Consider the following 26935-nt stretch of genomic DNA (forward strand, 5'->3'; position numbering starts at 1 on the left):
ATGACCGCCGCTCGGCAGCTCAGAGTCGTTCAGTGGGCCACGGGCAACATCGGCTCCCGGGCTCTGCGCGCCGTCATCGAGCACCCCGGCCTGACCCTCGCCGGGGTGTACGTCCACTCCCCTGACAAGGCGGGGGCGGACGCGGGCGAGCTGTGCGGGATCGAGCCCGTCGGTGTCGCCGCGACCCGGAGCCTGGAGGAGGTCGTGGCGCTCGGCGCCGACTGCGTGCTCTACATGCCGCGTGCCTGCGACCTCGACGAGGTGTGCCGGTTGCTGGAGTCGGGCGCCGACATCGTCACCACGCGCGGCGAGTTCCACCGGCCGCAGAGCCTCGACCCGGCGGTCCGCGCGCGGGTCGAGGCCGCGTGTGAACGCGGCGGTACCTCGATCCACAGCACCGGCAGCAGCCCGGGGTTCATCACCGAGGCCGTGCCGTTGACCCTGGCGTCGATCCAGCGGCGCCTGGACGGCCTCACGATCGAGGAGTTCGCCGACCTGTCCCGGCGTGACTCGCCTGGGCTGCTGTTCGACATCATGCTGTTCGGGAAGCCGCCCGAGGCGTTCGAGGACGGGCGGTTCTCGTTCGGGCGGGTCAGCTTCGGGCCGTCGCTGGAGCTCGTGGCCGAGGCGCTGTCCATGCCGCTGGACTCGGTGGAGGCCGACGGCGAGGTCGCCACCGCGCGCCGCGACATCGAGATCGCCGCCGGGATCGTCAGGGCCGGAACGGTCGCGGCGCAGCGGATGACGGTGTCGGGCCTGCGCGGCGGGAAGCCGGTGCTGAGGTTCCGCGCCACCTGGTACTGCACCGCCGAACTCGAGCCCACGTGGGACGTACGGCCGACCGGATGGCACGTCGAGGTCGAGGGCGACGCGCCGCTGGACGTCGACCTGCGCTTCGCGGTGCCGCTGGAACGGATGGCGGAGTTCTCCCCCGCGTACACGGCGAACCGTGCGGTCAACGCCGTGCCGCACGTCTGCGCCGCGGCCCCGGGCATCCGCACCGTCGTCGACCTTCCGCACATCCTCAGCGTGCTCGGGTGAAGGTCAGGGATGCGTCTCGTCGATGAGGCCCCACGCCTGAGCGGTCGCGGCGTCCAGCGGCTCCCCGGTGAGGGCGAGCCAGAAGGTGCGCCGGCGGCCGATCCGGCGCGGGATGCTGACCGTTCCGCCCGCCCCGGGAATGAGGCCCATAGACACCTCCGGGAGGCGGAACGTGACGTCCGGGTGGGCGACGACGCGCCCGGCGAAGGCGGGCAGCTCGATCCCGGCGCCGACGCACGGCCCGTGGACGTGGACCTCCAGCCGTTCGGCGAGCCGGTGCATCAGCCTCCCGGCGCCCGCCCGGGTCCGGATGAGATGGGCGGTGGCGAGGTCCGGCGCGGTGCCGAACTCCGCCAGGTCGCCGCCCGCGCAGAAGGCCGGTCCGGCGCCGTCCAGCACGATCCGGCCGACCGTCTCGTCGAGCACGGCGATCTGGAGCGCGTCCACGAGGGCGTCACGGAGCTGCCGGCCGTAGGCGTTGCGGCGTTCCGGGCGGTTGAGGGTGACGTGGAGGCGGTCGCCGTCGCGGTCCAGCAGCACCGGCTCGTCAGCTTCGGGCGGCGGTTGGCGTTTTTCCTGGGCCGCCAGCCAGCGCGCGAACTCCGCGCCGCCCAGCAGCGTGGAGTAGGCGTAGGACTCGACGTCCAGCGCGGCCTCGGCCCGCATCCCCTCGGTCGTCCTGAGAACGTCGCGCAAGGTCAACGCGGCCAGCGGGTTGGCGGCCACGGCGCCGTGGAGCCGCTCGATCCGCTCCTCGTCGATGATGATGATGTCGAGCGCCTCGCCCAGTGCGCGGGGCGCGTCGCCGTTCGACCAGCCGACGAGGATCCGGTCGCTCTCTGCTGCGCGCCGGACGGCTCGTTCGACGGTGGCGGGCTCCTCGGCACCGGTGAGCTCGACGACGAGGAGCGGTTCGTGGACCGTCCCACCCGGTCCGAGCAGCGGCGATCCGGCCGCACCGTCGGCGAGGTCGGCGATCGAAACGCGCACGGGTCCGCCCATCGGGCGGAGTGTATCGTCGCCGCATGCCGATGCCGGCGCCGGTGAACGCCTGGGCCGCCAGCGGCCTGGTCACGTTGAGCGGACGCCCGGAGGGCCCGCCCCTCGTTCCCCCCGGGCGGGCGCCCTTGGTCGCGCATGAGCTGGCGGAACGGTTCGCCGCGTTCACCTCGGTCCGCGTGGACGGTCCCCGCCTGCTCTCGGAACGCGCGGCCTACACTCGGCGCGGGCGCCGCGGGCCCGTCTCGGTGGGCGGCCACTGCCGGCTGCTTCCGACGGCGGACGGCTGGGCGGCGGTGTCGTGCGCCCGTCCTGACGATCCCGCTCTGCTCGGCGCCCTCGCGTCCGCGCGGGTGGACGACGATCCTTGGCCCGCGGTCGGCGCCTGGCTGCGCGACCACACCGGCGACGAACTGGCCGAACGAGCGGAGCTGCTCGGGGTGGCGGCGGGCCCGGTACGCGGGCCTGCGGGTCGGCGTCCCGTGCCGACACCGCTGGCTCCTCGTTCCCTCGACGGAGCCCTGGTGGTCGACTTCAGTGCTCTGTGGGCGGGCCCGCTCTGCGCTCACCTGCTCGGGCTCGCCGGGGCGCGGGTGGTCAAGGTCGAGACTCCGGACCGGCCGGACGGGGCGCGGCGCGGGGATCCCGGCTTCTACGAGCTGCTGCACGCGGGGCATCGGTCGGTCGTGCTCGATCCCACGACTCACGACGGACGGCGCGAGATGGCGTCCCTGGTCGACGCGGCCGACATCGTCATCGAAGCCTCGCGTCCCCGCGCGCTGGCCCGCTTCGGCCTCGACGCCGACGCGGCAGCGGCGGCGGGCACGGTCTGGGTCTCGATCACCGCGTACGGGCGAGCCGACGACCGGATCGGCTTCGGCGACGACGTGGCCGCCGCTTCCGGGCTGGTCTGCCGGGAGGCGGACGGGACGCCGCTGTTCTGCGGCGACGCGATCGCCGACCCGCTCACCGGGCTGACCGCCGCCGTCCTGGCCGCCACGGCCCCGGCGAACGGCGGCGGTGTCCTGTGGGACGTCGCCATGTCCGACGTGGTGGCGGCGACCCTCGACCCGGGCGACGACGCGTGCTCGATCGCTGCGGTGCGTTCGGGTGACGGCTGGTTCGTCGAGACGGGCGATGGACTCGTCCCGGTCGCCGAACCGGCCCGGCGAAACGCATCATGAACGGCGTGCTCTTCCAGAACGCCGAACTCGACGGGCGGACCCGCGCCGACGTCCGGGTGGCCGGAAACCGGATCACCGAGATCGGCAACGGGCTGACGCGCCGCGCCGGTGAGAAGGACGTGGACTGCGAGGGCGGCGCGCTCCTCCCCGGCCTGTGCGATCACCACCTTCACCTGCACGCGCTCGCGGCGCAGCGGCGTTCGGTCCGGTGCGGGCCGACGGACGTGACCGACCGGGACGGGCTCGCCGCCGCCCTGCGCGACGCCGTTCCCGACGAGCACGGCTGGGTGAGGGGCGTCGGCTACATCGAGACCGTCGCGGGCGATCTCGACGCCACCGCACTCGACGCGCTGCACGCCGACCGTCCGGTCCGCGTTCAGCACCGCAGCGGGGCGCTGTGGATGCTCAACTCGGCCGCCGTGCGCGCGACCGGCGCCGAGCCCACCGGACGGCTCTGGCGGTCGGACGACTGGCTCCGCGACCGGCTGCCTCCCGGCCAGCCGCCGGACCTGCGAGCGGTGGGCGCCGAGTTGCTCCGGCTCGGCATCACCGCCGTCACCGACGCCACGCCCGATCTCGGGCGAACGGCCGTCGAGGCGATCACGGCGGCCGTCCGCGACGGCGCGCTCCCCCAGCGTGTGCACCTGCTCGGCTGCCCAACGGGCCTGGAAGCTCCGAGGATCACCGTCGGCCCGTACAAGATCGTTCTGGCGGACTCGGGACTGCCCGCGCTGGACGACCTCGTCGCGCGCATCCGGCATGCCCACGCGGAAGGGCGCGGCGTGGCCGTGCACTGTGTCACGCGCGAGGCCTTGTTCCTGCTCCTCGCCGCGCTGACCGAGTCCGGCGTACGGCCGGGCGACCGGATCGAGCACGCCTCGGTCGTGCCCGGCGACGCCATCGACCGGCTGGCGAAGCTCGGCCTGCGTGTGGTCACCCAGCCCGGTTTCCTGCCCGATCGCGGCGACGACTATCTGCGCGACGTGGACGCACGCGACCGGCCCGACCTGTATCGATGCGCGTCGCTGCTGGAGGCGGGCGTCCCCGTCGCGCTGGCCAGCGACGCTCCGTACGGCCCGCTCGATCCCTGGGCGGTGATGGACGCGGCCGTCCAGCGCCGTACCGAGGCCGGGGTCGTGCTCGGCGCGGGCGAGCGCGTCTCACCGCGAGCCGCCCTCCGCTCCTACCTCGGCGAGGCCGGCGACCCGGGCGGACCGCCGCGGCGAGTGAGCGTCGGCGCGGCGGCCGGGCTCGTCCTGCTGCACGTGCCGCTGGCCGAGGCGCTGGCCAGGCCGTCCGCGGACCTCGTCCGCTCGGTCGTGGCCTGAGACGTATTGACGCCTCACACCCGCTATGAAAACCTGATGCGCGAGCAATGAGAATCTGATTCTCGCCAGTGAGAGCGAGGTAGAGCGTGTCCCACTTCGTGAAGCCGGAGGCGGGCAGCTGGACCCAGCACTATCCCGAGCTGGGAACCGGGCCCGTCAACTACGAGGACTCCATCGATCCGGGCCACTACGCGGCCGAGCGCGAGGCCATCTTCAAACGGACCTGGCTGAACGTCGGCCGGGTCGAACGGGTCGCCCGCACCGGCGCCTACTTCACCCGCGAACTCGCCGCCGCCGGAACATCACTGATCATCGTGCGGGGCAAGGACGGCGAGATCCGGGCCTTCCACAACATGTGCCGGCACCGCGGCAACAAGCTGGTGTGGAACGACTACCCGGGCGAGGAGACGGCGGGCGTCTGCAGGCAGTTCACCTGCAAGTACCACGCCTGGCGGTACGACCTCACCGGCAAGCTCACCTTCATCCAGCAGGAGGGCGAGTTCTTCGACCTGGACAAGGACGACTACGGGCTCGTCGAGGTCGCCTGCGACGTGTGGGAGGGCTTCATCTTCGTGAACCTCGACCCGCAGGAGAGCCTCACCGAGTACCTGGGCGACATGGTGAAGGGCCTGGAGGGTTACCCGTTCCACGAGATGACCTCGGTCTACACCTACCGGGCGGAGGTCGGCAGCAACTGGAAGCTGTTCGTCGACGCGTTCGCCGAGTTCTACCACGCGCCCGTGCTGCACCAGAAGCAGGCCGTGAAGGAGGAGGCCGACAAGCTGCTGGGCTTCGGGTTCGAGGGGCTGCACTACGAGCTGTCCGGCCCGCACTCGATGATCTCCTCGTGGGGCGGCATGGCTCCCCCGCCCGACCCGTCCATGGTCAAGCCGATCGAACGGGTCCTGCGCAGCGGCCTGTTCGGGCCTTGGGACCGTCCCGACATCGAGGGGCTCGACCCGCTGCCGTCCGGGCTCAACCCGGCGCGGCACCGGGCCTGGGGCGTCGACTCGTTCGTCCTGTTCCCCAACTTCATGCTGCTGGTGTGGGCGCCGGGCTGGTACCTGACCTACCACTACTGGCCCACGGCGGTCGACCGGCATGTGTTCGAGGCCAGCCTGTGCTTCGTCCCCGCCACGTCGGCACGCGAGCGCCTCGCGCAGGAGCTCGCCGGGGTGACCTTCAAGGAGTACGCCCTGCAGGACGGGAACACGCTCGAGGCGACCCAGACCATGCTCGCCTCCCGCGCCGTCACCGACTTCCCGCTGAACGACCAGGAGGTCCTGCTCCGGCACCTGCACAAGGTCGCCCGGGACAAGGTCGCCCGGCACGGTCAGACCTCCGGACACGGCCAGGCCCCCGGACACGGCCAGGCCCCCGGGCACGGCCAGGCCGCCGGGCGCAGCCACGCGGAAGGGAACGGTGCGCGACGTGAAGGACTCTGAGGAGCCCGACTTCTTCCGGGACGACGCCCTGGTCGCCGACCCCTACCCCTACCTCGACGACCTGCGTTCGCAGTGTCCCGTGCGCCGCGAACCGCACCACGGCGTGGTGATGGTGACGGGGTACGACGAGGCGGTGCAGGTCTTCAACGACACCGAGACCTTCTCGTCCTGCAACTCGGTCACCGGCCCGTTCCCGGGTTTCCCGGTGCCGCTGGAGGGCGATGACGTGACCGAGCTGATCGAACGGCACCGCGACGAGCTCCCGATGAGCGACCAGCTGCCGACGTTCGACCCGCCGCTGCACACCGCGCATCGCGCGCTGCTGATGCGGCTGATCACCCCGCGCCGCCTCAAGGAGAACGAGGCGTCGATGTGGCGGCTCGCCGAGAGCACGCTGGACCCGTTCCTGGCCGGTGGCGAGGGCGACTTCATCGGCGGGTTCGCGGCGCCGTTCACCCTGAAGGTCATCGCCGACCTCCTCGGCGTGCCCGACCAGGACCGCGACGAGGTCACCGAGGCGCTGCAGCACCGGCCGCGCTCCGAGGGCGCGGTCGGGAGCACCGGTGACAAGGCGATGGCGCACAGCCCGCTGGAGTACCTGTACGACCGTTTCATCGGCTACATCTCCGACCGGCGGCGCGAGCCGCGCGGCGACGTGCTGACCGGTCTGGCGAACGCGACCTTCCCCGACGGCTCGGTGCCCGACGTCGCCGACGCGGCCCGCGTCGCCACCAACCTCTTCGCGGCGGGCCAGGAGACGACCGTCCGGCTGCTCGGCTCGGCGGCGAGGCTGCTCGCCGAACGCGCCGACCTCCAGAACATGCTGCGCAGCGAGCGGGACCGCATCCCCGGCTTCGTCGAGGAGACGCTCCGCACCGAGAGCCCGATCAAGGGCGACTTCCGGCTGGCGCGCGTCCCGACGACGGTCGGCGGCATCGACCTGCCCGCCGGGACGACCGTGATGGTGCTGAACGGGGCGGCGAGCCGCGACCCACGGCACTTCGAGGACCCCGGCACGTTCGACCCGGCCCGTGCGAACGCGCGGCACCACCTCGCGTTCGGCCGCGGCATCCACACCTGCCCGGGCGCGCCGCTCGCGCGGGCGGAGGCCGTGGTGGCGATCGAGCGGCTGCTGGACCGCACCGCCGACATCAGGATCTCCGAACGCGCGCACGGTCCCGAGGGCGCGCGCCGCTACCGCTACATCCCGACCTACATCCTGCGCGGGCTGACCCACCTCAACCTGGAGTTCACGGTGGCCGGGGAGCCGGCCGGGGGCTCGGCCACGTGAAGGCCGACGTCGACGACGACCGCTGCCGTGGGCACGGCATCTGCTGCACGCTCTGCCCCGAGGTCTTCGAGCTGACGGGCGACGGCTACACGGTCGTGCGGGAGGCCGAGATCCCGGCGGAGTTCGAGCAGGCCGTGCGCGCGGCGGCCGCCCAGTGTCCCGAACGCGCCATCACCCTCGGCTGAGGATCGGGCCGGGCTCGCTCAGATCGCCCGGAAGGAGCCGTAGAAACCGGCGAGCTCGTCCTGCATCGAGGACCACGAGCTGTCAGGCGTGCGCAGATAGATCGCGAACGGACGCCCGTTCGACTGGAAGAACCGGTCCTTGGAGTGGACGCGGCCCGCCCCGCTCGCGTCGTCGAAGGTGAACTCCCAGTCGGCCGCGGTGTTCCCCTGATAGGTCAGGCCGTTCATGCCGATCAGGCTGTAGCCCTTGAACGGCGACTTGCTCTTGCGCGCCCGCGCGTCGGCCTGCTGCGCTTGCGCATCGGCGGTGAACGGCGAATTCCAGGACTGGGTGTCGACCTGGAGGTAGCTCACGCCGTCGGGGGCGTCCCAGAAGACGCTGGCGGGCGAATCGCCGCTGCTTGCTCGGCGCGTCCAGCCGTTGGGGATCGCCAGGGTGAAACCGGACCCGCCCTGGCCGCTCGGGTCCTCGCCCTCATGGGGGTCGGGGGGCGGGGAGGAGACCGGCGTGGAGTCCGGCGTGGGCGGCGGGACCACGCGTTCCCGGGGCGAGGCCGTCACAGTGACGGTGTCCGAGGTGCCGTGCCCGCTCGTGAGGGCCTTCTGGCCGGAGGAAGGGCCGGCGCCGTTGCCCGACGACCGGCTCTTGCTCAGCAGGACGGCCCCCACCGCGGTGCTCAGCAGCACGATGGCGGTGACCATGGCGGCAAGGGTGACCATCGTCGCCATGGGCATCGCCGAGTCTCGGCCGGTCTCGGCCGCCGTGGCGCGACGCCCCGGCCTGGTCGTCCTGTCGGGAGCCACGGGCGCGGGCGCCGGACGGTGCGTGGGCGCGGGATGCATTACGGCCTGCGGGGCCGGCTGCGGGGCCGGCTGCGGAGCGGGCGGGCGCGGCGGCACCGGGGCCATCTCGGTGCGGTATCCGGCGAGCGCGCGGCTCAGGTCCGGCGGCAGCCACGACTCCGCCAGGCTCATCGTCCGCCCGGCCATCGCCGACCGGCACTCCTCGATGACCTCGGTCGGCGTCGGCCGGTCGGCCGCGGACTTGGCCATGCAGCGCAGTGCCAGCTCGCGGACCTCCTCGGGGCAGGCCTCCAGATCGGGCGCCTGGTTGAGGATGCGGAACAGGATCGCCTCGGTCGGCCCGTCACCGAAGGCCGGACGGCCGGTGGCCGCCCACACCGCCAGGTGGCCGAGCGCGAAGACGTCCGTCGCGGTGGTGATGGCCTTGCCGGCGACCTGTTCGGGGGCCATGAACGCCGGCGTGCCGACCTTGGCGCCCGTGCGGGTGAGCGTGGTGGCGTCGGCGGCGCGGGCGATGCCGAAGTCGATGACCCGGGGGCCGTCCTCGGCGAGCAGCACGTTCGCGGGCTTCAGATCCCGGTGGATCAGGCCGGCGGCGTGGATGCCGGTGAGTGCCTCGGCGGTGCCCGCCAGGAGCCGGAACACCGTCCCCGCGGGCAACGGCCCGTACTCCAGGACGGCCTCGTGCAGCGACGGTCCCGGCACGTAGGCGGTCGCCAGCCAGGGCACGGGCGCGCCCGCGTCGGCGTCCACGACGGGCGCGGTGTACATGCCCTGCACGCGCTGGGCGGCGCCGATCTCCTGCCGGAACCGCCGCCGGAACTCCTCGTCCTCCGCGTACTCCGGGCGGACCACCTTGATCGCGATGGGCCGCCCACCCGGGGTGAACGAGAGATAGACCTTCCCCATGCCGCCCGAGCCCAGCCGTGCGCGGATCGCGTAACCGGCGACGGCCCGCGGGTCATCGTCCGTCAACGTCGAAAATCTGGCCATCGCGCCACCCCCGTAGCCCGTGGCGTGCTCCCCCGGGAGCACGCGGTGCGTTTTTCCCCGTGCAGAAAGTCTGACGGAGCCGCTACTGGAAGTGACCGGTATGACCACCATCGGCCTCACAATGCGCACATGTACACCTACGAGGCGTGCAGGCCGTCGGCCCTCTTGACCCTGGTTTCCCCACCGTGCTAAGCATATGCTCAGCGATGCTGTGCAATCGCTCAGCATCTGCGCCTCGCTCACCCGGGCCTCGCCGAACGGAGCTGGTCATGCGCATCGATGTCGACTGGGACGCCTGCGAAGGGCACGGTCTGTGCGAGGAGTCGGCACCGGCCGTCTTCACCGTCGACGACGACGGCGATCTGACGTACCACTTCGACGGCGTGGACATCCCCGCCGAGCACGAGGAGGCCGCCCGCAGCGCCATCGGAGTGTGCCCCGTCATCGCGCTGCGGCTGGTGCCGTGAACGAGACCCGTTCGATCGCGGTCGTCGGCGAGTCGCTCGCGGGGGTCACCGCCGCCCGCGAGCTGCGCAGGCTCGGGCATCGGGGCGAGCTCGCCATCATCGGCGACGAGTGCCACGGCGCCTACAACCGGCCGCCGCTGTCCAAGCAGGTCCTCGACACCGGCCGCGCCTACGAGGCGCCTGCCCTCGCCGTCGACGGGATCGACGCCGTCGTCGTCCGCGACACCGCCGTGGGCCTGGACCTGGACCGCAAGCGCGTGCGCCTGGCCTCGGGCGGGTCGCGGCCGTTCGACATCGCCGTCGTCGCGACGGGGGCGAGCGCGCGGCGGCTCGCCGGGCCGGGGCAGCGCGGCGAGATCGTGCTGCGCACCCTGGACGACGCACGGCGCATCAGGGAGCTGCTCCGCACGGCGGCCTCCGCCGTGGTCGTCGGCGGGGGCTTCCTCGGCATGGAGGTCGTCAGCGCGTGCGTGCGCAGTGGGGTGGCGGTCACGGTGGTCGACGTGGAGCCGCCTCTGCGGCGGCTTCTCGGGCCGTTTCTGTCCAGTCTCGCGCTCGACCGGGCCAAGGCGGCGGGCGTGCGGGTCCGCGTCGATCCGGGCGGGGTGACGATGCTCGGCGACCCCGTGCGGGGCGTGCGCTTCGGCGACGGCGGCACGCTCACCGCCGACCTCGTGGTCACCTGCGCGGGCGACGTCGCCAACACGTCCTGGCTCGGCGGCTCCGGCCTGGAGATCGCGGGCGGGGTGGTGATCGACGAGACCGGCCGCACCGGCCACCCGGACGTCTATGCGGCGGGCGACGTCGTCACGGTCCGCACCGGCGGCGGCCTGGCCCGCCGCCCTTTCTGGTCGAACGCGGCCCGGCAGGGCCGGGTGGCGGCGCACGGCATCCTCGGCGCGCCCGGCTCGCCGCCGGTGTTCGACGACTACTTCTGGACCGAGATCCTCGGCGGGACGATAAAGATCATCGGAACGCTGCCGCCGCCGGGCGAACCGCAGATCCTCGAAGGGGACCTGGAACGAGGCGCCGTCCTGTGCTGGCCGGGCAGTGAAACCCCGACCGTCGTCGCGTGGAACCTGAAGCGCCCGCTCCCCCGGTTGCGCGCTCTCGCGGCCGCGCGGACCACCGCGGGCTAGGCCGTGTCCTGCGCGCCGGAGCCGGCCTTTTCGAGCTTGTGCAGCCACCGCTCGAACAGGGCGAAGCTCTCGTCGTGACCGGTGGACATGCCGAGCGCCTTCTCCATCACGACCATCCGGCCGAGGCTGGTGATGATCACCGAAAGCGCCGCGGGCGGCCACTCCTCGGTCGAGATTCCCGCGCGTTCGAGCACGGCCTTGAGGAACTCGGTCTGCTCCTGGCGGAACTGCTCGGCGTACCGGGCGATCTCGTCGCGGATCTCCTCGCGGTGGACGGCCAGCGACATGAACTCCATCGTCAGCGCCGTGCCCGCGGGGTCGGTGCTGAACTCCCACAGCGCCTGGAGCGGACGGTCGGAGGCCAGCACCTGCGCGTGCGCGCGCAGGCCCTCCTCCGCGCGCCGCCGGAAGACCTCCAGGAAGAGCTCGTCCATCGTGCGGAAGTAGTAATGCACCAGCTGAGGCTTCAGCCCGGCCCGCTCGGCCACGCGGCGCGAGCTGACGCCTCCGTAGCCGGTCTCCAGCAACAGCTGCTCGGCCGCGTCCAGGAGCACCGTGCGATTCTTGGCGTCCGGCGATCCGATGCGACGCTGCGGCGGCATGCGTCCACCTCCCCTGTTCGTCGCGACCCCGACGTCATCGTAAATGGCGAAGGGGGTCGACGGCCCCCGCCCGTGACCCATGCTAGGCAACTGCACGGCACTGCTGTTCAGGGACACGGGGCGGTGTCGAGGAGGTCGAGCGGCACGGCGGCGGCCATCGTGGTGTAGCCGTCGAGGCTGGGGTGCAAGTTGTCGGGGCTGGCGTAGGCGGGCAGCAGTTGCGAGGGGTGTGCGGGATCGCGAACGGCGGCGTCGAAGTCGACGATGCCGTCCGCTCGGGACCGAGTCCGGATCCATGTGTTGATCTGCTGCCGGTACTTCTCACTGTTCGGGGCGGTCGCCGTCCCGTCGACGATGGAGTTGGCGGCGGGCGTGAGCGTGCCGAGCCAGATCTTCTTGCCCTCCGCGTGGGTCTTGGTGATGAGCCGGGTGAAGCCCTCCTGGATCTCGGCGGGAGTGATCCCGGGGTGCAGGCCGAAGTCGTTGATGCCCTCCAGGACCAGGACGCCCGTGGCTCCGGGGATGTCGAGGGCATCGGCCTGGAAGCGGGACACGCCGCTGGGCCCGTCCATGAGTCCCAGGCTTCCCAGCAGCTGGTTGCTGCCGATGCCCGCGTTGACGACGGAGATCGGCAGGCCCGCGGCATCGAGGCGGCGCTGGAGCCGGTCGGGGTAGCGGCCGTTCTTGTCGGCGACGGAGGCGTCGGCGGGGAGGCTGAACGGGCTGCCGCCGACGAACCCGTCGGTGATGGAGTCGCCGAACGCCACCACCGCCCGGGCGCCCGACCGGACGTCCAGGCCGGTGACGAGCAGCCAGCTCAGGGTCGTGCCGGTGAAGCCCGCCGCGGTCGTGCGGCCGGTGAGGTCCCCGCTGCCGCCGTCCGCGTAGAACGAAGTGGCGTTGGCGTTCCAGTGCTTGGTCACCGAGTCGGTGCGTTCTGGCAGGTAGATGCTGACCGCCAGTGGCGTGAACGCGGTGAAGGTGAGCGCGGCGGCGTCGCTGACGACGTCCTGCCCGGCGGGCACCGTGACCGAGGCCGATCCGCCGAAGGACACCGGCACCGGCGTGCCGGTTGCGGCGCCTTGGGTCTGCGGCGCGATGGTCACCCGGCCGAACGTCGCCGGGCGGCTGCCGAACCGGTTGCTGAGCCGCAGCCGGATCTCCGAACCGCTCAGGTGAGGAGTGATCACCATGCGCACGGTCTGGTCGGAGAGCGTGGTGGGGACGCCGCCGAGAGAAGCGTCGAGGCCCACCACCCCGTCGGTGGCGCCGGCCGTCCAGGCGGCCACCCACCCGCGCCCCGGGCATTGCTTCGCGACGAACGCCGCTGACGCTCTGGCCACCGGCCCGGCGGCGACCACGCAGGCCGCGGCCAGCATTCCGCCGACCAGCGTGCGCAGGCTCCTCGTACGCCCTCTCCTCGGCAGCACCGGCCCTCACCAGCCCAGGCGGCCGTTGCCCGACAACAACGACCTTGCGATGACCAGGCGCTGAACGTCGTTGGTGCCCTCGCCGATCGCCATCAGCGGGGCGTCACGGTAGAGCCGTTCGACGATGAACTCCGCCGAGTAGCCGTAGCCGCCGTGGATGCGCATCGACTCCAGTGCGCACTTGATGGCGACCTCCGAGGCGTGCATCTTCGCCATGCCCGCCTCCAGGTCGACCCGGCCGCCGCCGGCCCCGGACTTGGCCGCCGCCCAGTAGGTCAGCAGCCGCGCCGCCTGGATCTCGGTCGCCATATCGGCGAGCTTCAGCTGGATGGCCTGGAAGCCGGAGATCGGTTGCCCGAAGGCCTCCCGCTGCCGCGAGTAGCCGAGCGCGGCGTCGTAGGCGGCCTGCGCCACACCCACGGCGCGGGCGGCGATGTTGATCCTGCCGATCTCCAGACCGTTCAGGACCTGCTGGAGCCCGCGCCCCTCCCGGCCGCCCAGCAGGTCTTCGACCGGCACTCGCACCTCGTCGAGGACCAGTTCGCAGGTCTCCGGTCCCTTGTAGCCGAGCTTGGGCAGGTCGCGGGTGACGGTGAAGCCGGGCGCCGAGGTGTCCACCAGCAGCACCGACATCGCCTCGTGCGCCCGTTCGGCACGGCCGGTCTTCACCAGCACGGGCAGCATGCCCGCCACCCGCGCGTTGGTGATCCAGGTCTTGGTGCCCGACACGACGTAGTGGTCAGCGTCGCGGACGGCGGTCGTCGCGATGCCCTGCAGGTCGGTGCCCGCGCCCGGCTCGGTCAGCCCGAGTCCCGAACGCAGTTCGCCGCTCGCCATGCGCGGCAGGAGCCGTTCCTTCTGCTCGGGCGTGCCGTTGCGGGCGACCAGCCAGCACGCGACCGAATGCGGGCCGAACAGCCCGGCCGCGCCCAGCCACGCACGGGCGATCTCCTCGAACGCCAGCGCGTAGCTGATCCGGTCGGCGCCCAGCCCGCCGAACTCCTCGGGCACGTTCAGGCCGAACAGACCCAGTTCGCGGAGGCGTTCGACGATCTCCGCCGGGTAGCGGCCGGTCCGCTCCCACTCCGGCGCCACCGGCACGATCTCCTTGTCGGCGAAGTCCCGCAGCGTCTGCCGGAACAACCGCTGCTCGTCGCTCAGCTCGAAATCCACCGGACGGTCACGTCCCTTCCTCAAGCTTCCGAAATGGTGAGTGGTCCTGGGCCTCAGGTCTGGTCGCGCAGCCGCAAGGCGTACAGCGCCATGAGGTAATCCAGCGCGTGCTCCGGATCGCGCAGCTCGGGCCCGAACATGTCGTCGAGCTGCCGGAGCCGGTAGCGGATCGTCTGCTGATGAACGTGCACTCGCGCGGCTACTTCGGGGGTGTTGAACCCGCATTCGAAGCAGGCCAGCAGGGTTTCGGCGAGCCGGTCACGCTGGGCGGGGCGCAGCTCGTTCAGCGGCGCCAGCCGCTCCTTGATGAGGTGTCCGGTGATGTCCGGGCAGTTGGTCAGCAGCATCGCCGGGATGTGCTCGATCACGTGGACCGGTGTCCCGGCGGTCAGCATCGCGGCCGGGAGCCGCCGCAGGCCGCGCAGGGCGAGCCGCAGCGACGCCGCCGTGTGCGCGGGTGGCACGGTCGGCCCCACGGCGGCGGGATGGTCGGCGACGATCTGCTCCACCATCGCCCGGCGACCCGGCCCGGAAGGGTCGGGAACGATGAGGAAAACGGTGTCCTCGTCCATGACGGTCAGCAGGTCAGGCGGGAGGAAGCCGGGCAGCGGGCCGCGTGAGCCGCCGCAGTCCACGGCCGTCACCGCCACGGAGGCGGGGAGGGACCAGCCGGCCCGTGCCGCCGCCTCCTCCAGCCGCTCGGAGTCGGTGAGCGACGCCGGCTGCCATCCGGCCACGTCGTCGGCGCGATCGGCGGGGTCCGCGGCATGGCCTGGCCGACCGCGCTGTCCGCGCCGACCGAGCAGCAGTTTGATGAGGCGCGCTCGCGCGGTCCCCATCTCGGTCCGCGGTACGTCGATGTCGCCGTACCCGGTCACGGCGGCCAGCCGGAGCTGGTCGAAGTAGGTCAGGCTGACGCCGATCAGGCGCGCGATCTCGGGCGCGGTCAGTGCGACGCCGCTGCGCAGGCCGAGCTCGGTGAGCTGCCGTACCGCCACGTCCGCCGTGGAGGACACGGCGGCGAGCAGCTCGGTCGTCTTCATCCCCGTACGGGCGTACAGCTGCCCGACCCGCTGGAAGCTCTGCAGCGTGGAAGCCGGGACGGCCTTGCCCTCCAGCGCCCGGGGGAAGCCTCGCAGCGCACCGTCGACCGCCTTGCTGACGACATCTGAGTGCGACGGCCCGGTGCGCCATACCGCTGCGGGGACGAGCTCGCGGCTGGAGGAGGCGTTTCTGGTCATGGTCACCTGCTAGGCGAGGTAGATGCCGAGAACGCCGCCCCAGAGCAGGACGAGCCAGATGTCGGTGAAGGCGCGCAGCCAGGTGGGGGCGGCGCGCACCTCCATGAAGTACCGGATGATGAGCCGCGCCTTGATCAGCCCGAGCGCGAGCACCGCGATGGTGATCGGCAGGCTGGGGTCGGGACCGGTGCCGCCACGTTCGACGCCGAACCACCACGAGCCGACCGCGATGACCAGCAGCGCGAGCCACACGGTCGTGAGCGGCGAATCCACTGTCCTTTTCATTCTCATCTCATCACGTAGACAAGCGCGAATATGACGATCCAGAGCAGATCCACCATGTGCCAATAGGTGGCTCCCGTTTCGACGACGGAGACCCTGCGGAGGCGCGGAACGCGCAGCTCGCGGATGACGACGCCCATGATGACCAGGCCCATGACGACGTGGACCAGGTGCACGCCGGTGAGCATGTAATAGAACATGAAGAAGTCGTTGGACGGCAGCGTCAGCCCGCGGGATATCTCCAATGCCCATTCAATGGCCTTGAGAAGAATGAACAGCAGGCCGCACCCGATCGTGGCGATGGCCAGCCTCAGCGCGCGGGCGTGATCGCCCGTGCGCGCCGCCTGGACGCCGCGGGCGATGAACCACGAGCTGGTGACCAGGACCAGGGTGTTGGCGGCGGCGATGGTCGGGTTGAGATGGTGCTGGGACACCAGGAACAGGTCGGCTTCGCGGTTGCGGTGAATCATGAAGATGACGAAGTAGACCGAGAAGATGACCAGGTCCCCGAGGACGAACACCCACATGCCCGAGTCGCCCGGGAGGTGGGGTCCCTCCCGTTGCGCAGGCTGGGCAGATGAGGTGGTGGCGGTCGTGGACGCCGGCTGTCGCGCGCTCGTCATGACGCCCGCCCTAGTCCAGGACCGGCACGCCGGCCGGCTGGCGTTCGATGATCTGGCGAAGCAGGATGATCATGCACGTCTGGTAGACCGCGAAGATGGCCGTGCCCAGGTAGAAGCTGATCGAGCCGTCCCAGGCGAAGGGCCCGTCCTTGAAGACGAACAGCGGCGCCGCCACCAGCTCGGTGACGATCTGCCAGATCGACACGTAGGCCATCCACGTCGGGAAGATCCCGTTCTTGTCCAGGAGGATGGCGATCGCCAGGATCAGGTACTGGGTGGCGAAGCAGCCCAGCGACCCGATGAAGGTGAGCAGCCCGACGTCGTACAGCAGCGCGAGCAGGTGCGGGTCGCGGTCGGGGCGGAACGCCGCGGTCAGGAACGAGAACGCGGCGAACAGGCAGCCGGGGATCGCGCCGACGGCCAGGGACGCGGTGTAGGCGTAGGCGAACACCGGGCTCACCGACATCCGCTTCATCTGGAACATGACCAGGCCGTTGGCGACCGTCGCGAAGCCGATGACGACCATCAGCAGCCCGAAGCCGATCTGGATCGTCGTCGCGTGGGCGTGGAAGAACCGGGTGATCTCCTCGGGGCTGCGGTCCGGCCGGGGCGGCGGCATGACCCGGGTGAGCGGGACGAAGATGATCCCGAAGAGGGTGTAGAAGCCCGGCAGGATCCACCAGCAGATCCACAGGTCGGTCTTGCTCCCGCGCTCCGCCGCCTCGCTCAGCGCAGCGTCGCTCACGGCCGTGTCGCTCACCGCGCCGCCTCTTCCTCGCGCGACTGCCGCCTGACCGCGCCCCACAGGACGAAGAACATGACCACGACGAAGAGCGCGTAGGCGCCGATCCTGAGCCAGAACGAGACCAGGCCGTTCCAGGCGAGCGGGCCCGTCCTGAACGCGGCGGCACCGGCGGACGGCGCGATGGCCAGGCCGATGACGACGCTGAAGGCGGCGACCCAGCGCGGGAAGATCGGCCGGGGCTGGGCGTCCAGCCGCACGGCCAGCGCCAGGCACAGGTTCTGCACGACGATCATGCCGACGGGCGCGGTGAAGATGATCCACGCCAGGTCGTTCAGCAGCAGGATCAGCTGCGGGTCGCGCTCGGGACGGAACGCCGCGACGAGCCACATCAGGTCGGCGATGGCGAACAGCGTCACGCCGGCGACGGCCCCACTGAGGTAGCAGTACGCGAGCACCTGGCTCGGCGTCGCCATCCGCTTCATCTGAACGACGATCACCATGAAGAACGGCATCAGCATCACGCCGCACACGTTGAAGACGACCATGCTGAAGCGGATCATCGCGGTGTCGTCCGCGTAGAACGCGGCGACCTTCTCCGCCGGCAGCTCGGGCGACACGGGCGGGAAGAAGCCGGGAAAGCTCAGGAACGCGACGAGCAGGACGGCCCCGGAGACCAGTGCGATCCAGAGGCTGATCCATTGCGCGGTGACCGGCACCGATCGCTGCGCGCGATCGGTCTCGACGACGCTGGTCATGGCTGCTTCACCTCGGGGTGGGGACGGCTCCCGGCAACGCGGAGTCCTTGTTCGCGGGCAGCGGCTTCCCCTTCGGGTCGGTGACCGTCTCGGCGCCCGACCCCAGCAGCGTGATGTTGCTAGCCAGCCACGCGCCCGCGACCCGCTTCATGGTCAGCGAGACCGCGGCGCCCTGGTTGGACTGGATCGACTTGGTCGTGGTCACCCGCGTGTTGATGACGACCATGACGCTGGCGTCCTGGCCCTTCTTCTCCCCCGGATAGACGCCGGTGATGGAGGCGGTCGAGCTGGCCTTGTTGCTGGTGAAGTAGCTGGTGAGCGTGGCCGCGGTCGGCCGGATCGCATCCGCAGCGGCCTTGGTTAGCAGCGGGTACTTGGCGTCGAACGACTGCTGCATGTGCTGGTAGTCCCAGTTGAAGAAGACGCGGGTGACCTCGCTCGCGCTGGCCGCGAGCTCCCTGCGCTGCCGCGCCTGCTCGGACAGCCGCCCGTTCTCCCGCCACGTGAGGACGAGCAGCACGCTCACCGTGACCAGCGCGCCCAGCACGACCGCCGAAATCACCCGCAAGAGCAGCGTGCGGCTGATCCGCGCGCGGCTGAAGCTCGGAGGTCTCCAAACGATGCGGCGCGGGGCGGGATCTCGCTTCGTACGTGAGTCGGCGGCCTGGGCGTCGCGCTTCGCCGCCGAGCTCGGCGCAGGCTCGGGCTCGGGCTCGGGCTCGGAAGGTTCCGTCTCGCCCGCGTCGGTGGCCAGGTCGGCGGGAGACAGCTCGTAGACGATCGATGAAGACCGCGAGACTTCGTCGCTCATTTGCTTCTCCTCTTCAGGCGCCAGGCCGGTCCGAACGCCCGCACGGCGACGGCGATCAGGATCAGGGTCGCTATGAGGGGCGGCAGGTAGACCAGCCAGGCCAGGGGGTCGTGGCGCGAGTCGCCGGCGGTGCTGTGCGCGGAGACGTCGGTGGCGGGGGCGGGTGTCTGCGCCGTTCCGGTCCCCTTCGCACGCTCGGCCAGGTCTTTCTTGCCCATCGGCGGGATCTGCTGCTTGGGCAGCGTGACGCCGGGACACGTCGGAATCGGCGGGATCTCGGGGAGCGGCTTCACGTTGCGGAACTCGACCGCGGTCTTCACTGGGGTGAAAGTCAGCAGGAACTTGAGGTTGAGGTTGGGGTCTCCGTTGACGTAGGTGAGGACCCCGTTCATGGCGGCCGCCATCGGCGGCGCCCACCGCAGGCCTTCGGCGAGGGCGGTGACGTTGGCGTGGGACAGCGCGGCGGGTAGTGCCGTGCCGAGGGAGGTCACCATGCACTGCGCGGCAGGCTGGGACTGTCGCAGAATCCGTGCCGAACGTGCCGCCAGGTCCGGCGCGTGGTCGCGGATCGAGGCGAGCGAGTCGTCCACCTCCGCCAGCGACGCGGTGAGGTCGGCGGTACTGGAGATCCCGGTGCCGAGCGCGCCCCGGTGATCGGCGAGGACCCGGGTCAGCGCGTTCAGGTTGGTGATCAGCCCGTCGAGCGTGGCGGTGTCGCGCGCGAAGGTACCGGCCAGCCGGGACGCGCCGTCCACGGTGAGCCGGAGGGAGTCGCCGCGGCCGTCGAGGCCGAGCGCGAGCTCGCGGCTGAGGATGCGCAGGTTCTTCGGGTCGAGCCCGTTCAGCGCCCTGTTCACCGCCGCGAAGAGGTCGCCGTAGCTCTCGGGGACGCTCGTCCTGGCGACCGGGATGACGCTGCCGGGCCGCATCGGCGTGGCGGCGGCCTGCCCCGGGCCCGGCTCCAGCGCCACGTACGGCTCGCCGATCGCGGACTTCAGCGAGGCGGCGGCGGTGACGCCCTCCGGGATCCGCCTGCCCTTGTCGATGGCCAGGTCGACGGTCACCACCTTGCCGTCCAGCCGGACGGACCGGATCTTCCCGATCGCGACGCCGAGGTAGGTGACGTCGAAGCCGGGCTGCAGCCCGGGTGAGCTGGTGAACTGCGCGGTGATCCGGTAGGGGCGGGAGAACGCGTCGACGCCGAGCACGTTGCGCAGCGCCCACGCCGAAAGGACCAGGCCGAGGAGCGCGAAGACGATGAGGTTGACCTGGATGCGGCGGGTCATGGGCGGGGTCCGAGCATGCGCACGAGGTCGGCGAGCGAGGCGGGTGTGCGGTCGGCCTTCTTCCCTCCCGGGGAGTCGAACTCGATGACGGGATAGGTGAGCAGCTGACCGTTGTAGACCTGCCGCGGCATCCGCTGGACGAACTCCTGGACATGGGTGATCAGGTCACCGAGCCTGGTCCGGTCGGAGGCCAGCACCTCGAAGGTGGGGCCGATCTGCTGGATGATCTTGCGCAGGCTGTCGGTGCGGCCGACGAGGACGGTGTCGTTGACGGTCCTGGCGAGGCCGGACAGCGCGTGGACGGCGTCGAGGATCTTCTCGCGGTCGTCGGCCAGCAGCCTGGTCGTCTCGGCCAGCCTGCCGGGAAGCCGGTCCAGGGTCCGCTGGTGCGCGGCGAGGTCCTTGCCGATCTTGGCGAGGTCGTCGACGGCACCGGCGAGCTCCTCGCGGCGCCTGCCGAACGTCTGCATCAGCGTCCCGGCGTCGCCGATCATCGAGTGGAGCTGCGGGCCGCGGCCGCTGAACGCCTCGCCGGCGGTCCGGACGAGCCCGGGCACATCACCGCCCGCGAGCGCGCCGACCAAGGGCGTCGCGCGCCCGACGATGTCCTCGAAGCCGGGGGTGGTGGCGGTCTCGGTGATCTGAGCGTGGTCGGCGAGGAAGGGCCCCTGGTTCAGCTGCCTGCCGGGCGGCGGCTGCAACTGGACGTAGTTCTCGCCGAGCAGCGAGGTGACCGTGACCTTGGCGCTGGTCCCGGTGGGGATCCGCACGCCGTTCTTGATCGACATGGTCACCTGGGACCGGTAGGCGCCGCCGCTGCCGACAAGGGAGACCTTGCTGACCGAGCCCACGGCGACGTCCGCGATCTTCACGCTGTGCCCGGCGACCAGGTTCTGCACGTCGGCGAAGTCGGCGCTGATCTGGAGCGGGCCCTTCGGCGCGTGCAGCGTCTGGATCGAGCACCCGCCCAGGGACCCGCAGAGAGCGAGCACCCCGGCGAGGCGGAAAGGTCTCACGCTGTGCTCCTAGTGGCAGTTGGAGTAAGGGGGCGGGAGCGGGCAGGGCACCTTGTCGCTGGCCCTGGGCTCGCGGAGAAGCGCGGTCAGATAGGCCCGCGCGAAGTTGTCGAGCGTGACCCGCAGGTTGATCGCGTGCGTCTTCGGGTCGTAGGCGTTGACGAACTGGTAGCCGAGGCCGGGCAGCGACTTCAGCAGGCCGCCGACACTTTCGGCCCGGCCCTTCACGATCAGGGAGACCTGCGCCATCCGGGCCAGGTCGTCCGGCAGCGTCTCCTGGTGGATCTTGATGAGGACGTCGCCGCGCCGGACCAGGTCGGCGATCGAGGTCACCAGGGTCTGGATGTTCTTGCGCTCGCTCGCCAGCACCTGCGAGGCCTGGCCGAAGGAGTCCACCAGCGAGCCCAGGGTCTTCTCTCTGCCGCGGACGACCCCGGCCAGCCGGTTCAGGTCCTGGGCGACCTTGAGCAGTTGCCGGTCCTGTCCCGCGAGGTTGTTCACCAGCAGGCCCGCCTGCTCGAAGGCCTGGTTGAACGCGACGCCGTTGCCGTTGACGCTCGACGCGGCGTTGCCCAGCACGGTGTCGGCCTTGGCCGGATCAAGGCCGTCCAGGATCTTGCCGAACGACTTGAGCGCGTCGTTCACCTCGACGGGGATCCGGGTCCGGTCCTGGTGCAGCACCGAGTCCGGTGCCAGCTTCGCCATGCCCGGCCGCCAGGCGGGCGAGAACGTCAGGGTGCGTTCGCCGATCAGGCTGAGCGGGACGATCGCCGCGGTCGCGTTCGCCGGGATGCGCACCTTCTCGTCGATCGACGCGACGACGCGGACCTCCCCGTTCAGCGGCGTGACCGAGTCGACCTTGCCGACGTTCACGCCCATGACCTGGACCCTGGAGCCCGGGTAGAACGAGACCGCTCTCGCGAAGTAGGCCGTGATCCGGTATCTCGGAGACGCGGACAGCGGGCCCGGCACGACCGAGCATCCGCCGAGGGCGAGCACCAGCAGGCCCGTGACCCCGGCGGCGAGCAGGCGCAGGCGGGAGCGCCGCGGCGACATCATTCGACCTCCCCCGACGGGACCATGGGCCAGTTGGGCGGGTGGAAGTCGGGCTGCGGGCCGACGACGCCGGGCTGGACGGGGCCGAAGCCGACGAAGCCGCCCTCCATCCAGCGCCCCTCGCGGCTGCCGCTGCGGCTGAGCCCGTAGAACGCCGGCCCGAACCAGGCGAGGGCGGCGTTCATCGACGGCAGGTTGTCGCCAGTGAGGGTCTGCGCGGCGAGGTGGAAGTCGCTGAGCACGGTGTTCAGCTGCTTCTGGTGCTTGGACAGGACCTCGTCGAGGCTCTTGACGACCCGGCTGCCGCTGCCGAGCGCCGAGGCGACCTCGTCGCGGCGGTGGATCAGCTCCTTCAGCAGCGTGTCGGCGTACTCCAGCAGCTGCCCGAGCTGCCGGTCCTTGGAGGCCAGCGTGCCGGTGAGCTTGCCGCTGCTCGCGATGATGGCCGCGACCTGGGGGAACGACTCGTTCAGCGTCGCGCTGACCTTGCGCAGGTCCGACAGCATCGTCGCGAGCTCCCGCTGCGAGGGCAGGCGGACCTTCGCGGCCGCGTCCAGCAGCCGGTCGACCGCCTTGGTGTCCAGGCCGCCCGCCAGGTTGGACGCCGAGTCGAGCGCGCCGTTCAGGGTGTACGGGACGCTCGTGCGTTCCATCGGGATGCGCCGCCGTCCGGAGGGCAGCGATCCGAGGTAGGGCTGGGTGACGGGCCCCGACAGCTTGATGTACTGGCCTCCGAGCAGGTTGGACAGCCGGATGTCTGCGTGCATGCCCTGGCCGAGCCGGACGCCGCCGTCGACCTTCCAGGTGATGTCGACGTGCCCGTGCTCGAAGTCGGGCTTGATGCCGGTGACCTTGCCGACCTTGACGCCCGCGAGCTGCACCTCGCTCCCCCGCTGCAGGCCGCCGGTCGCGGTGAAGCTGCCGGTCACGCTGTAGCCGCCCTGGCCGATGCCGAGGTTGCCGTAGGCGTAGGTCGCGACGAGCAGCACCGCCAGGAGCGGGAGCGCGATCAGCGCGACGGCCTTCGGATCGCGGTCGCGGAAGGACTTGGAAAGAAACCGCTTCACGACGAACTCCCTGGCTGGCTGCCGAGGAAGAGCATCTGGACCATCGCCCGGAAGACCTGCTGCTGACCCGGTGTGAGCTTGGCCGCCTCCGCGCTGATCGCGGGGCCGCCGCCCGATCGCTTGCGCGGGTCCTGGGCGGGCGGGGGCGGCAGGTTCTCGGGGAAGGGGCACGTGTCGTCGTGGACGATGTTCATGCAGAGCGCGTTGCCGCGGACGAACTGGCCACCGTCCATGAGCGTGAGGAGTGCCTGCAGCGCCGTCGGCAGGCTCTTGATCATCTTGTCGAGCTCGGCCATCCGGCCGTGGGCGATCTCCATCACCTGGCTCGTGCCGTCGACCATCCGGCCGAGCTCGGGCGCCGAGCCGCCGAGCACCGCGTCGAGGTTGCCCGCGACGCTGCTGAGCCGCGAGGTCGCGGTCCCGAGGGCGGCGCGGTCCTGGGCGAAGACCTGGGTGAGGCTGGTCAGGTTGTCGACGGTCTGCGCGATCTGCCGGTCACGGGTCGCGAGGGCGCCGGTGACCGTGCGGTAGTCGGCGATCATCTGCCGGATCGTGCCGCTGCGCGTGCCGAGCACCCGCAGCAGCGCCGACAGGTTGGCCGTGATCTGGTTGATCTTGTCCTGGTTGCCGTCGAGCGCCACGGCGAACGACTGCAGGATCTTGTTGACCTCGTTCGGGTCGATGCCGCCGACCAGCGGGCCGAGGTCGTTGATGAGCGCCCCGAGGTCCACTGCCGAACGGGTCCGGGACAGTGTCTGCCCGCTCTTGGCCATCGTGCGGCTGGAGCCGGGCTCCAGGTAGATCTCGCGTTCGCCGATCAGGTCGCGCCAGCGGACGGCCGCCGACGAGTCGTCGGGGATCTCCAGCGAGGACCGCACCTTCATGGAGACGACCGCCCGGCCGTCCACCACCTTGAGCGAGGTCACCCGGCCCACCGGCGTCCCGGCGATCTTGACCCGGTCGCCCTCGCGGAGCCCGCTGACGTCGTCGAACGAGGCGCGCAGCGCCAGGCCCGACCCGAGGTCGGCGCCCACGATGCGGAAGGCGAAGAAGGTCGTCAGCACGATCGAGACCAGGGCGAAGGCGAGGAATCTGCGCGCCGGGCGCGCCGGACGGGCGGCCATCAGTCGCCTCCCCTCTTGGTGCCGGTGGGAGGTTTCTGCGGGATCGCGGGCGGGATCGGTCCACAGATCCCGGGCAGCGTCTCGCAGAGCACCTCGTTCGGGTTGATGTGGATGGTCACGCGCGACAGCAGCGTCTTGTGCGGTCCGGGAGCGCGCGCGATGCCGGTCAGCTGGGTGAGAACGTTGCTGCTCCCGCTGATCAGGTCGGGGAAGTAGCCGCGGTAGGTGTGCAGGACGGTCGCCACCGGGCCGATCGAGTCGATGATCCGGCCGGGTGCGCGCGGGTCGACGCCGAGGATCTGGACGAGCGTGCGCGCCGATCCCGAGATCCCGTTCAGCATCGTCTCGAAGCGCGCCGGGTCGCCGGTCACCGAGGTGAGGACTGTGTCGAGGTCGGCGGTCATCGGTCCGATCTCGGCGCTGTGGTCGGCGACGGTGCCCGCCACCTTGCCGCCGTTGTCCAGGACGGCGCCGAGGTCGGCGCTGCGGCGCGCGCCCAGGCCGAGCAGCTTGGAGGAGTCGTCCATCAGCCGGGACATCTCCTGGCCGCGGCCGTCGATGCCGCCCAGCGCGGTCATGATGGTGGCGATGTCGCGCGGGTTGAGCGCGTCGAACAGGCGGGTCGTCGGCTCGGCGACGTCGGTGAGCTCCTGCGGGTCCTGGGTCTTGGCGATGGTGCCGCCGTCGGCCAGGTAGGGGCCGGTGCCCTCGCCCTGGCCGGGCCGCAGGTCGATGTACTTGGGCCCGAACACCGACAGCGGGACCACGGCCGCCTCGGTGCTGGCGGGAGCGCGCACGCCGTGGTCCAGCCGGATCGTGACCTGGGCGCGGCCGTCGGCGGTGAGCCGGACCGACGCGACGCCGCCGACCTTGACGCCGCGGATCTTGACGTCGGAACGGGTGTCCAGCCCCTCGCCCGCGCGGCCGAACGTGGCCCGCAGGTAGTGGGCGCCCGGGTGGGTCTCCCGGGCGGCGACGAAGGACGCCACCAGGCAGGCGCCGATGACGGTGGCCCCCACGGCTCCGAACCGGAGCCGGGTGCGCGGCGTGAGGTCGGTGGTCTTCATCCGGTGAGGCTCACCGTCCCGCCGTGCCCCCAGAAGATGTAGGACAGCAGCAGATTGACCATGATGATCGTCACCATCGACTCGCGGATGGCCTGGCCGGTCGCCAGGCCGACGCCGACGGGCCCGCCCGTGGCGTTGAAGCCGCGGTAGCAGTGGATGATCACGATGATCACCGTGAACACCACCACCTTGATGACGCTGTAGAGGACGTCGATCGGCGGCAGGTAGAGGTGGAAGTAGTAGTCGTAGATCCCCGACGAGATGCCGAAGAAGCCGACCGAGATCAGCCGGGTGGCGAAGAAGCTGGCGAACAGCGCGAGCAGGTAGAGCGGGACCAGCGCGATGAGCGTCGCGGCGATCCGGGTGCAGACCAGGTAGGCGAGCGAGTTGATGCCCATCACCTCGAGCGCGTCGATCTCCTCGGAGATCCGCATCGCCCCGAGCTCGGCGGTGAACGAGGCGCCGAGCTGGAAGATCAGGGCCACCCCGGCGATGATCGGGGTCACCTCGCGCACGTTGGCGTAGCTGGCGATGATCCCGGCGAGCGACTGCACGCCGACCCGCTGCAGCCCGGGGATCGCCTGCAGCCCGACGGTCGTGCCGGTGAAGAACGACATGAAGAACACGACCGTCACCATGCCGAGGCCGAGCACGACCGCCCCGACGCCGGCGATGATGTCGCTGACCTGCCGGAAGACGGCCTTCAGATGCCTGCCGCGCATGATGTCGAAGACGAGGTGGTGGAAGACCATCCCGGCGAAGACGCAGAACTCCACGAACTGGGGGCTGCGCGCCGGCCGGCCCCGGTTCAGGACGACCATGACGCGGTGCGGGACGACGGGGTTCATCAGATCCTCGGGGGGAAGAGGCTGTAGGCCAGCGTGGAGATCACGTAGTTGGCGGCGAAGACGAGCATCGCGCCGATCACCGCCGCCTCGTTGACCGCCCGCCCGACGCCGCTCGGGCCAAGGCGGCAGGTCATCCCCTTCCAGCAGGAGACCGAGGCCGCGATCAGCCCGAACACCCACGCCTTGAACAGCGTGATGAGCAGGTCGGACAGGTGCAGCAGCGAGGTCGCCCCGTCGAAGTAGGAGCCGGGCGTGACGCCCTCCCGGACGACGTTGAAGAAGAAGCCGCCCACCACGCCCGCGAGGATGATGAGCGAGCACAGCAGCGCGCCGACGGTGGCGGCGGCCCACAGCCGCGGCGTCACCAGCCGGTGCACCGGGTTGATCCCCATGACCTCCAGCGCGTCCAGCTCGTCGCGGATCCGCCGCGAGCCGATGTCGGAGGTGATCGCCGACCCGCCGGCACCGGAGATCAGCAGCGCCGCGGCGACCGGCGCGACCTGCGTCACCAGCGCTTGGACGACCGTCGCGCCGGTGCCGGCCTCGGCACCGAGCTGCCGGACGATCTGGCCCACCTGCAGCGCGATCGTGCCGCCGAGCGGCAGCGCGATGAGCATCACCGGCAGCGTGGTGACCCGCGCGATGAACCAGCACTGCTCCAGGTACTCGCCCCACCAGCGGCGGATCGCCCAGGTCTTGCGCAGGCCCTCCAGCGAGATGGCTATGAGCGTGCCGGCCTGTTCGAGCCAGCGCAGAACGATCCCGCGCAGGTGCCCGGCGATCGGCCCGGCGATGGGCACCGCGGCGCGGCGGCGCCGGTGTGCGGAGGCTGTGTGGGCAGTGCTCATGAGCGCACTCCGGAGGGAGGGGGTGGGTGAGCCTGCCGGACAGGCGCGTCCGGGAGTGTCAGGTGCCGCCGGGGCCGCCCGCGCT

General features: G+C 71.3%; 27 protein-coding genes. 8 read left to right on the forward strand and 19 right to left on the reverse strand.

From position 1 onward, the window contains the following. Nucleotides 1-1041, forward strand: coding sequence for an NAD(P)H-dependent amine dehydrogenase family protein (locus J4573_RS11230; RefSeq protein ID WP_208255296.1), 1041 nt, complete (start codon nucleotides 1-3; stop codon nucleotides 1039-1041). Nucleotides 1042-1044: 3 nt separating this feature from the next. Here the strand turns inward: J4573_RS11230 and J4573_RS11235 are convergent, their stop codons facing one another. Continuing rightward, entirely contained in the window at nucleotides 1045-2043 is a 999-nt protein-coding gene (locus tag J4573_RS11235; protein WP_208255297.1) for an enoyl-CoA hydratase/isomerase family protein, read from the reverse strand. Between the two features lie 23 nt (nucleotides 2044-2066). Between J4573_RS11235 and J4573_RS11240 the strand changes: the two genes are divergently transcribed. The 5 genes from J4573_RS11240 to J4573_RS56025 all read left to right on the forward strand — a co-directional run bounded on the left by J4573_RS11240 (nucleotide 2067) and on the right by J4573_RS56025 (nucleotide 7473). Next, nucleotides 2067-3224 (forward strand): CoA transferase, encoded by a 1158-nt coding sequence (locus J4573_RS11240; protein WP_208255298.1) that lies wholly within the window; start codon nucleotides 2067-2069, stop codon nucleotides 3222-3224. Nucleotides 3225-3229: 5 nt separating this feature from the next. Further along, nucleotides 3230-4552 (forward strand): amidohydrolase family protein, encoded by a 1323-nt coding sequence (locus J4573_RS11245; protein ID WP_208255299.1) that lies wholly within the window; start codon nucleotides 3230-3232, stop codon nucleotides 4550-4552. 86 nt (nucleotides 4553-4638) lie between these two features. Further along, nucleotides 4639-5997, forward strand: a complete 1359-nt coding sequence (locus J4573_RS11250) for an aromatic ring-hydroxylating oxygenase subunit alpha (RefSeq protein WP_208255300.1) — start codon at nucleotides 4639-4641, stop codon at nucleotides 5995-5997. Next, nucleotides 5984-7288: a cytochrome P450 gene (locus tag J4573_RS56020; protein WP_208255301.1), complete on the forward strand. Its 1305-nt coding sequence runs from the start codon at nucleotides 5984-5986 to the stop codon at nucleotides 7286-7288. The genes J4573_RS11250 and J4573_RS56020 overlap by 14 nt, the downstream gene beginning before the upstream one ends. Further along, on the forward strand, nucleotides 7285-7473 hold the full coding sequence (locus J4573_RS56025) for a ferredoxin (RefSeq protein WP_208255302.1): 189 nt from the start codon (nucleotides 7285-7287) through the stop codon (nucleotides 7471-7473). The genes J4573_RS56020 and J4573_RS56025 overlap by 4 nt, the downstream gene beginning before the upstream one ends. 18 nt (nucleotides 7474-7491) lie before the next feature. Here J4573_RS56025 and J4573_RS11265 read toward each other — a convergent pair whose 3' ends face one another. Beyond that, entirely contained in the window at nucleotides 7492-9252 is a 1761-nt protein-coding gene (locus tag J4573_RS11265; RefSeq protein WP_243772819.1) for a serine/threonine-protein kinase, read from the reverse strand. A 287-nt stretch (nucleotides 9253-9539) separates the two neighbouring features. Here J4573_RS11265 and J4573_RS11270 point away from each other — a divergent pair, with 287 nt between their 5' ends. Both J4573_RS11270 and J4573_RS11275 read left to right on the forward strand, forming a co-directional pair. After that, a complete protein-coding gene (locus J4573_RS11270) occupies nucleotides 9540-9737 on the forward strand; it encodes a ferredoxin (RefSeq protein WP_208255304.1) in 198 nt (65 codons plus the stop codon). Continuing rightward, nucleotides 9734-10876 carry an NAD(P)/FAD-dependent oxidoreductase gene (locus J4573_RS11275; RefSeq protein ID WP_208255305.1) on the forward strand — a complete coding sequence of 381 codons (1143 nt, stop codon included), beginning with the start codon at nucleotides 9734-9736 and terminating at the stop codon, nucleotides 10874-10876. Before J4573_RS11270 ends, J4573_RS11275 begins: the two co-directional genes overlap by 4 nt. Here J4573_RS11275 and J4573_RS11280 read toward each other — a convergent pair. From J4573_RS11280 to J4573_RS11360, 17 genes are all read right to left on the reverse strand, one after another. Next, nucleotides 10873-11478, reverse strand: coding sequence for a TetR/AcrR family transcriptional regulator (locus tag J4573_RS11280; RefSeq protein ID WP_208255306.1), 606 nt, complete (start codon nucleotides 11476-11478; stop codon nucleotides 10873-10875). The genes J4573_RS11275 and J4573_RS11280 overlap by 4 nt on opposite strands. Before the next feature lie 107 nt (nucleotides 11479-11585). Beyond that, nucleotides 11586-12908 (reverse strand): GDSL-type esterase/lipase family protein, encoded by a 1323-nt coding sequence (locus J4573_RS11285; protein WP_208255307.1) that lies wholly within the window; start codon nucleotides 12906-12908, stop codon nucleotides 11586-11588. Nucleotides 12909-12914: 6 nt separating this feature from the next. Next, on the reverse strand, nucleotides 12915-14081 hold the full coding sequence (locus J4573_RS11290) for an acyl-CoA dehydrogenase family protein (protein WP_208255308.1): 1167 nt from the start codon (nucleotides 14079-14081) through the stop codon (nucleotides 12915-12917). A 53-nt stretch (nucleotides 14082-14134) separates the two neighbouring features. Further along, nucleotides 14135-15322 (reverse strand): PucR family transcriptional regulator, encoded by a 1188-nt coding sequence (locus tag J4573_RS11295; RefSeq protein ID WP_208255309.1) that lies wholly within the window; start codon nucleotides 15320-15322, stop codon nucleotides 14135-14137. Nucleotides 15323-15331: 9 nt separating this feature from the next. Continuing rightward, nucleotides 15332-15607, reverse strand: coding sequence for a cytochrome C oxidase subunit IV family protein (locus J4573_RS11300; RefSeq protein ID WP_208255310.1), 276 nt, complete (start codon nucleotides 15605-15607; stop codon nucleotides 15332-15334). A 2-nt stretch (nucleotides 15608-15609) separates the two neighbouring features. Further along, a complete protein-coding gene (locus J4573_RS11305; RefSeq protein WP_208255311.1) occupies nucleotides 15610-16227 on the reverse strand; it encodes a cytochrome c oxidase subunit 3 family protein in 618 nt (205 codons plus the stop codon). Nucleotides 16228-16237: 10 nt separating this feature from the next. After that, a complete protein-coding gene (locus J4573_RS11310; protein ID WP_208255312.1) occupies nucleotides 16238-16987 on the reverse strand; it encodes a hypothetical protein in 750 nt (249 codons plus the stop codon). Further along, nucleotides 16984-17727, reverse strand: a complete 744-nt coding sequence (locus J4573_RS11315) for a hypothetical protein (RefSeq protein WP_208255313.1) — start codon at nucleotides 17725-17727, stop codon at nucleotides 16984-16986. Before J4573_RS11315 ends, J4573_RS11310 begins: the two co-directional genes overlap by 4 nt. A 7-nt stretch (nucleotides 17728-17734) precedes the next feature. After that, nucleotides 17735-18538: a hypothetical protein gene (locus J4573_RS11320; protein WP_208255314.1), complete on the reverse strand. Its 804-nt coding sequence runs from the start codon at nucleotides 18536-18538 to the stop codon at nucleotides 17735-17737. Continuing rightward, entirely contained in the window at nucleotides 18535-19824 is a 1290-nt protein-coding gene (locus J4573_RS11325) for an MCE family protein (RefSeq protein WP_208255315.1), read from the reverse strand. Before J4573_RS11325 ends, J4573_RS11320 begins: the two co-directional genes overlap by 4 nt. Further along, a complete protein-coding gene (locus tag J4573_RS11330; RefSeq protein WP_208255316.1) occupies nucleotides 19821-20840 on the reverse strand; it encodes an MCE family protein in 1020 nt (339 codons plus the stop codon). The genes J4573_RS11325 and J4573_RS11330 overlap by 4 nt, the downstream gene beginning before the upstream one ends. Nucleotides 20841-20849: 9 nt before the next feature. Then, a complete protein-coding gene (locus tag J4573_RS11335; protein ID WP_208255317.1) occupies nucleotides 20850-21899 on the reverse strand; it encodes an MCE family protein in 1050 nt (349 codons plus the stop codon). Continuing rightward, nucleotides 21896-22963, reverse strand: a complete 1068-nt coding sequence (locus J4573_RS11340; protein WP_208255318.1) for an MCE family protein — start codon at nucleotides 22961-22963, stop codon at nucleotides 21896-21898. Before J4573_RS11340 ends, J4573_RS11335 begins: the two co-directional genes overlap by 4 nt. Beyond that, a complete protein-coding gene (locus tag J4573_RS11345; RefSeq protein WP_208255319.1) occupies nucleotides 22960-24087 on the reverse strand; it encodes an MCE family protein in 1128 nt (375 codons plus the stop codon). Before J4573_RS11345 ends, J4573_RS11340 begins: the two co-directional genes overlap by 4 nt. Further along, nucleotides 24087-25154: an MlaD family protein gene (locus tag J4573_RS11350; protein ID WP_208255320.1), complete on the reverse strand. Its 1068-nt coding sequence runs from the start codon at nucleotides 25152-25154 to the stop codon at nucleotides 24087-24089. Before J4573_RS11350 ends, J4573_RS11345 begins: the two co-directional genes overlap by 1 nt. Continuing rightward, nucleotides 25151-26002 (reverse strand): ABC transporter permease, encoded by an 852-nt coding sequence (locus J4573_RS11355; protein WP_208255321.1) that lies wholly within the window; start codon nucleotides 26000-26002, stop codon nucleotides 25151-25153. The genes J4573_RS11350 and J4573_RS11355 overlap by 4 nt, the downstream gene beginning before the upstream one ends. Continuing rightward, nucleotides 26002-26850 carry an MlaE family ABC transporter permease gene (locus J4573_RS11360; RefSeq protein WP_208255322.1) on the reverse strand — a complete coding sequence of 283 codons (849 nt, stop codon included), beginning with the start codon at nucleotides 26848-26850 and terminating at the stop codon, nucleotides 26002-26004. The genes J4573_RS11355 and J4573_RS11360 overlap by 1 nt, the downstream gene beginning before the upstream one ends. Nucleotides 26851-26935 lie beyond the last annotated feature (85 nt).

The sequence above is a fragment of the Actinomadura barringtoniae genome, assembly GCF_017573505.1.
In the GTDB taxonomy this organism is placed as follows: Bacteria; Actinomycetota; Actinomycetes; order Streptosporangiales; family Streptosporangiaceae; genus Spirillospora; species Spirillospora barringtoniae.

Excerpts from the sequence above, each read along its gene's own strand:
- J4573_RS11230 (WP_208255296.1), top strand. The coding sequence starts at position 1 with ATGACCGCCGCTCGGCAGCTCAGAGTCGTTCAGTGGGCCACGGGCAAC.
- J4573_RS11235 (WP_208255297.1), bottom strand. The coding sequence starts at position 2,043 with ATGGGCGGACCCGTGCGCGTTTCGATCGCCGACCTCGCCGACGGTGCG.
- J4573_RS11240 (WP_208255298.1), top strand. The coding sequence starts at position 2,067 with ATGCCGATGCCGGCGCCGGTGAACGCCTGGGCCGCCAGCGGCCTGGTC.
- J4573_RS11270 (WP_208255304.1), top strand. The coding sequence starts at position 9,540 with ATGCGCATCGATGTCGACTGGGACGCCTGCGAAGGGCACGGTCTGTGC.
- J4573_RS11280 (WP_208255306.1), bottom strand. The coding sequence starts at position 11,478 with ATGCCGCCGCAGCGTCGCATCGGATCGCCGGACGCCAAGAATCGCACG.
- J4573_RS11295 (WP_208255309.1), bottom strand. The coding sequence starts at position 15,322 with ATGACCAGAAACGCCTCCTCCAGCCGCGAGCTCGTCCCCGCAGCGGTA.
- J4573_RS11300 (WP_208255310.1), bottom strand. The coding sequence starts at position 15,607 with ATGAAAAGGACAGTGGATTCGCCGCTCACGACCGTGTGGCTCGCGCTG.
- J4573_RS11305 (WP_208255311.1), bottom strand. The coding sequence starts at position 16,227 with ATGACGAGCGCGCGACAGCCGGCGTCCACGACCGCCACCACCTCATCT.
- J4573_RS11315 (WP_208255313.1), bottom strand. The coding sequence starts at position 17,727 with ATGACCAGCGTCGTCGAGACCGATCGCGCGCAGCGATCGGTGCCGGTC.
- J4573_RS11320 (WP_208255314.1), bottom strand. The coding sequence starts at position 18,538 with ATGAGCGACGAAGTCTCGCGGTCTTCATCGATCGTCTACGAGCTGTCT.
- J4573_RS11325 (WP_208255315.1), bottom strand. The coding sequence starts at position 19,824 with ATGACCCGCCGCATCCAGGTCAACCTCATCGTCTTCGCGCTCCTCGGC.
- J4573_RS11335 (WP_208255317.1), bottom strand. The coding sequence starts at position 21,899 with ATGATGTCGCCGCGGCGCTCCCGCCTGCGCCTGCTCGCCGCCGGGGTC.
- J4573_RS11345 (WP_208255319.1), bottom strand. The coding sequence starts at position 24,087 with ATGGCCGCCCGTCCGGCGCGCCCGGCGCGCAGATTCCTCGCCTTCGCC.
- J4573_RS11350 (WP_208255320.1), bottom strand. The coding sequence starts at position 25,154 with ATGAAGACCACCGACCTCACGCCGCGCACCCGGCTCCGGTTCGGAGCC.
- J4573_RS11355 (WP_208255321.1), bottom strand. The coding sequence starts at position 26,002 with ATGAACCCCGTCGTCCCGCACCGCGTCATGGTCGTCCTGAACCGGGGC.
- J4573_RS11360 (WP_208255322.1), bottom strand. The coding sequence starts at position 26,850 with ATGAGCACTGCCCACACAGCCTCCGCACACCGGCGCCGCCGCGCCGCG.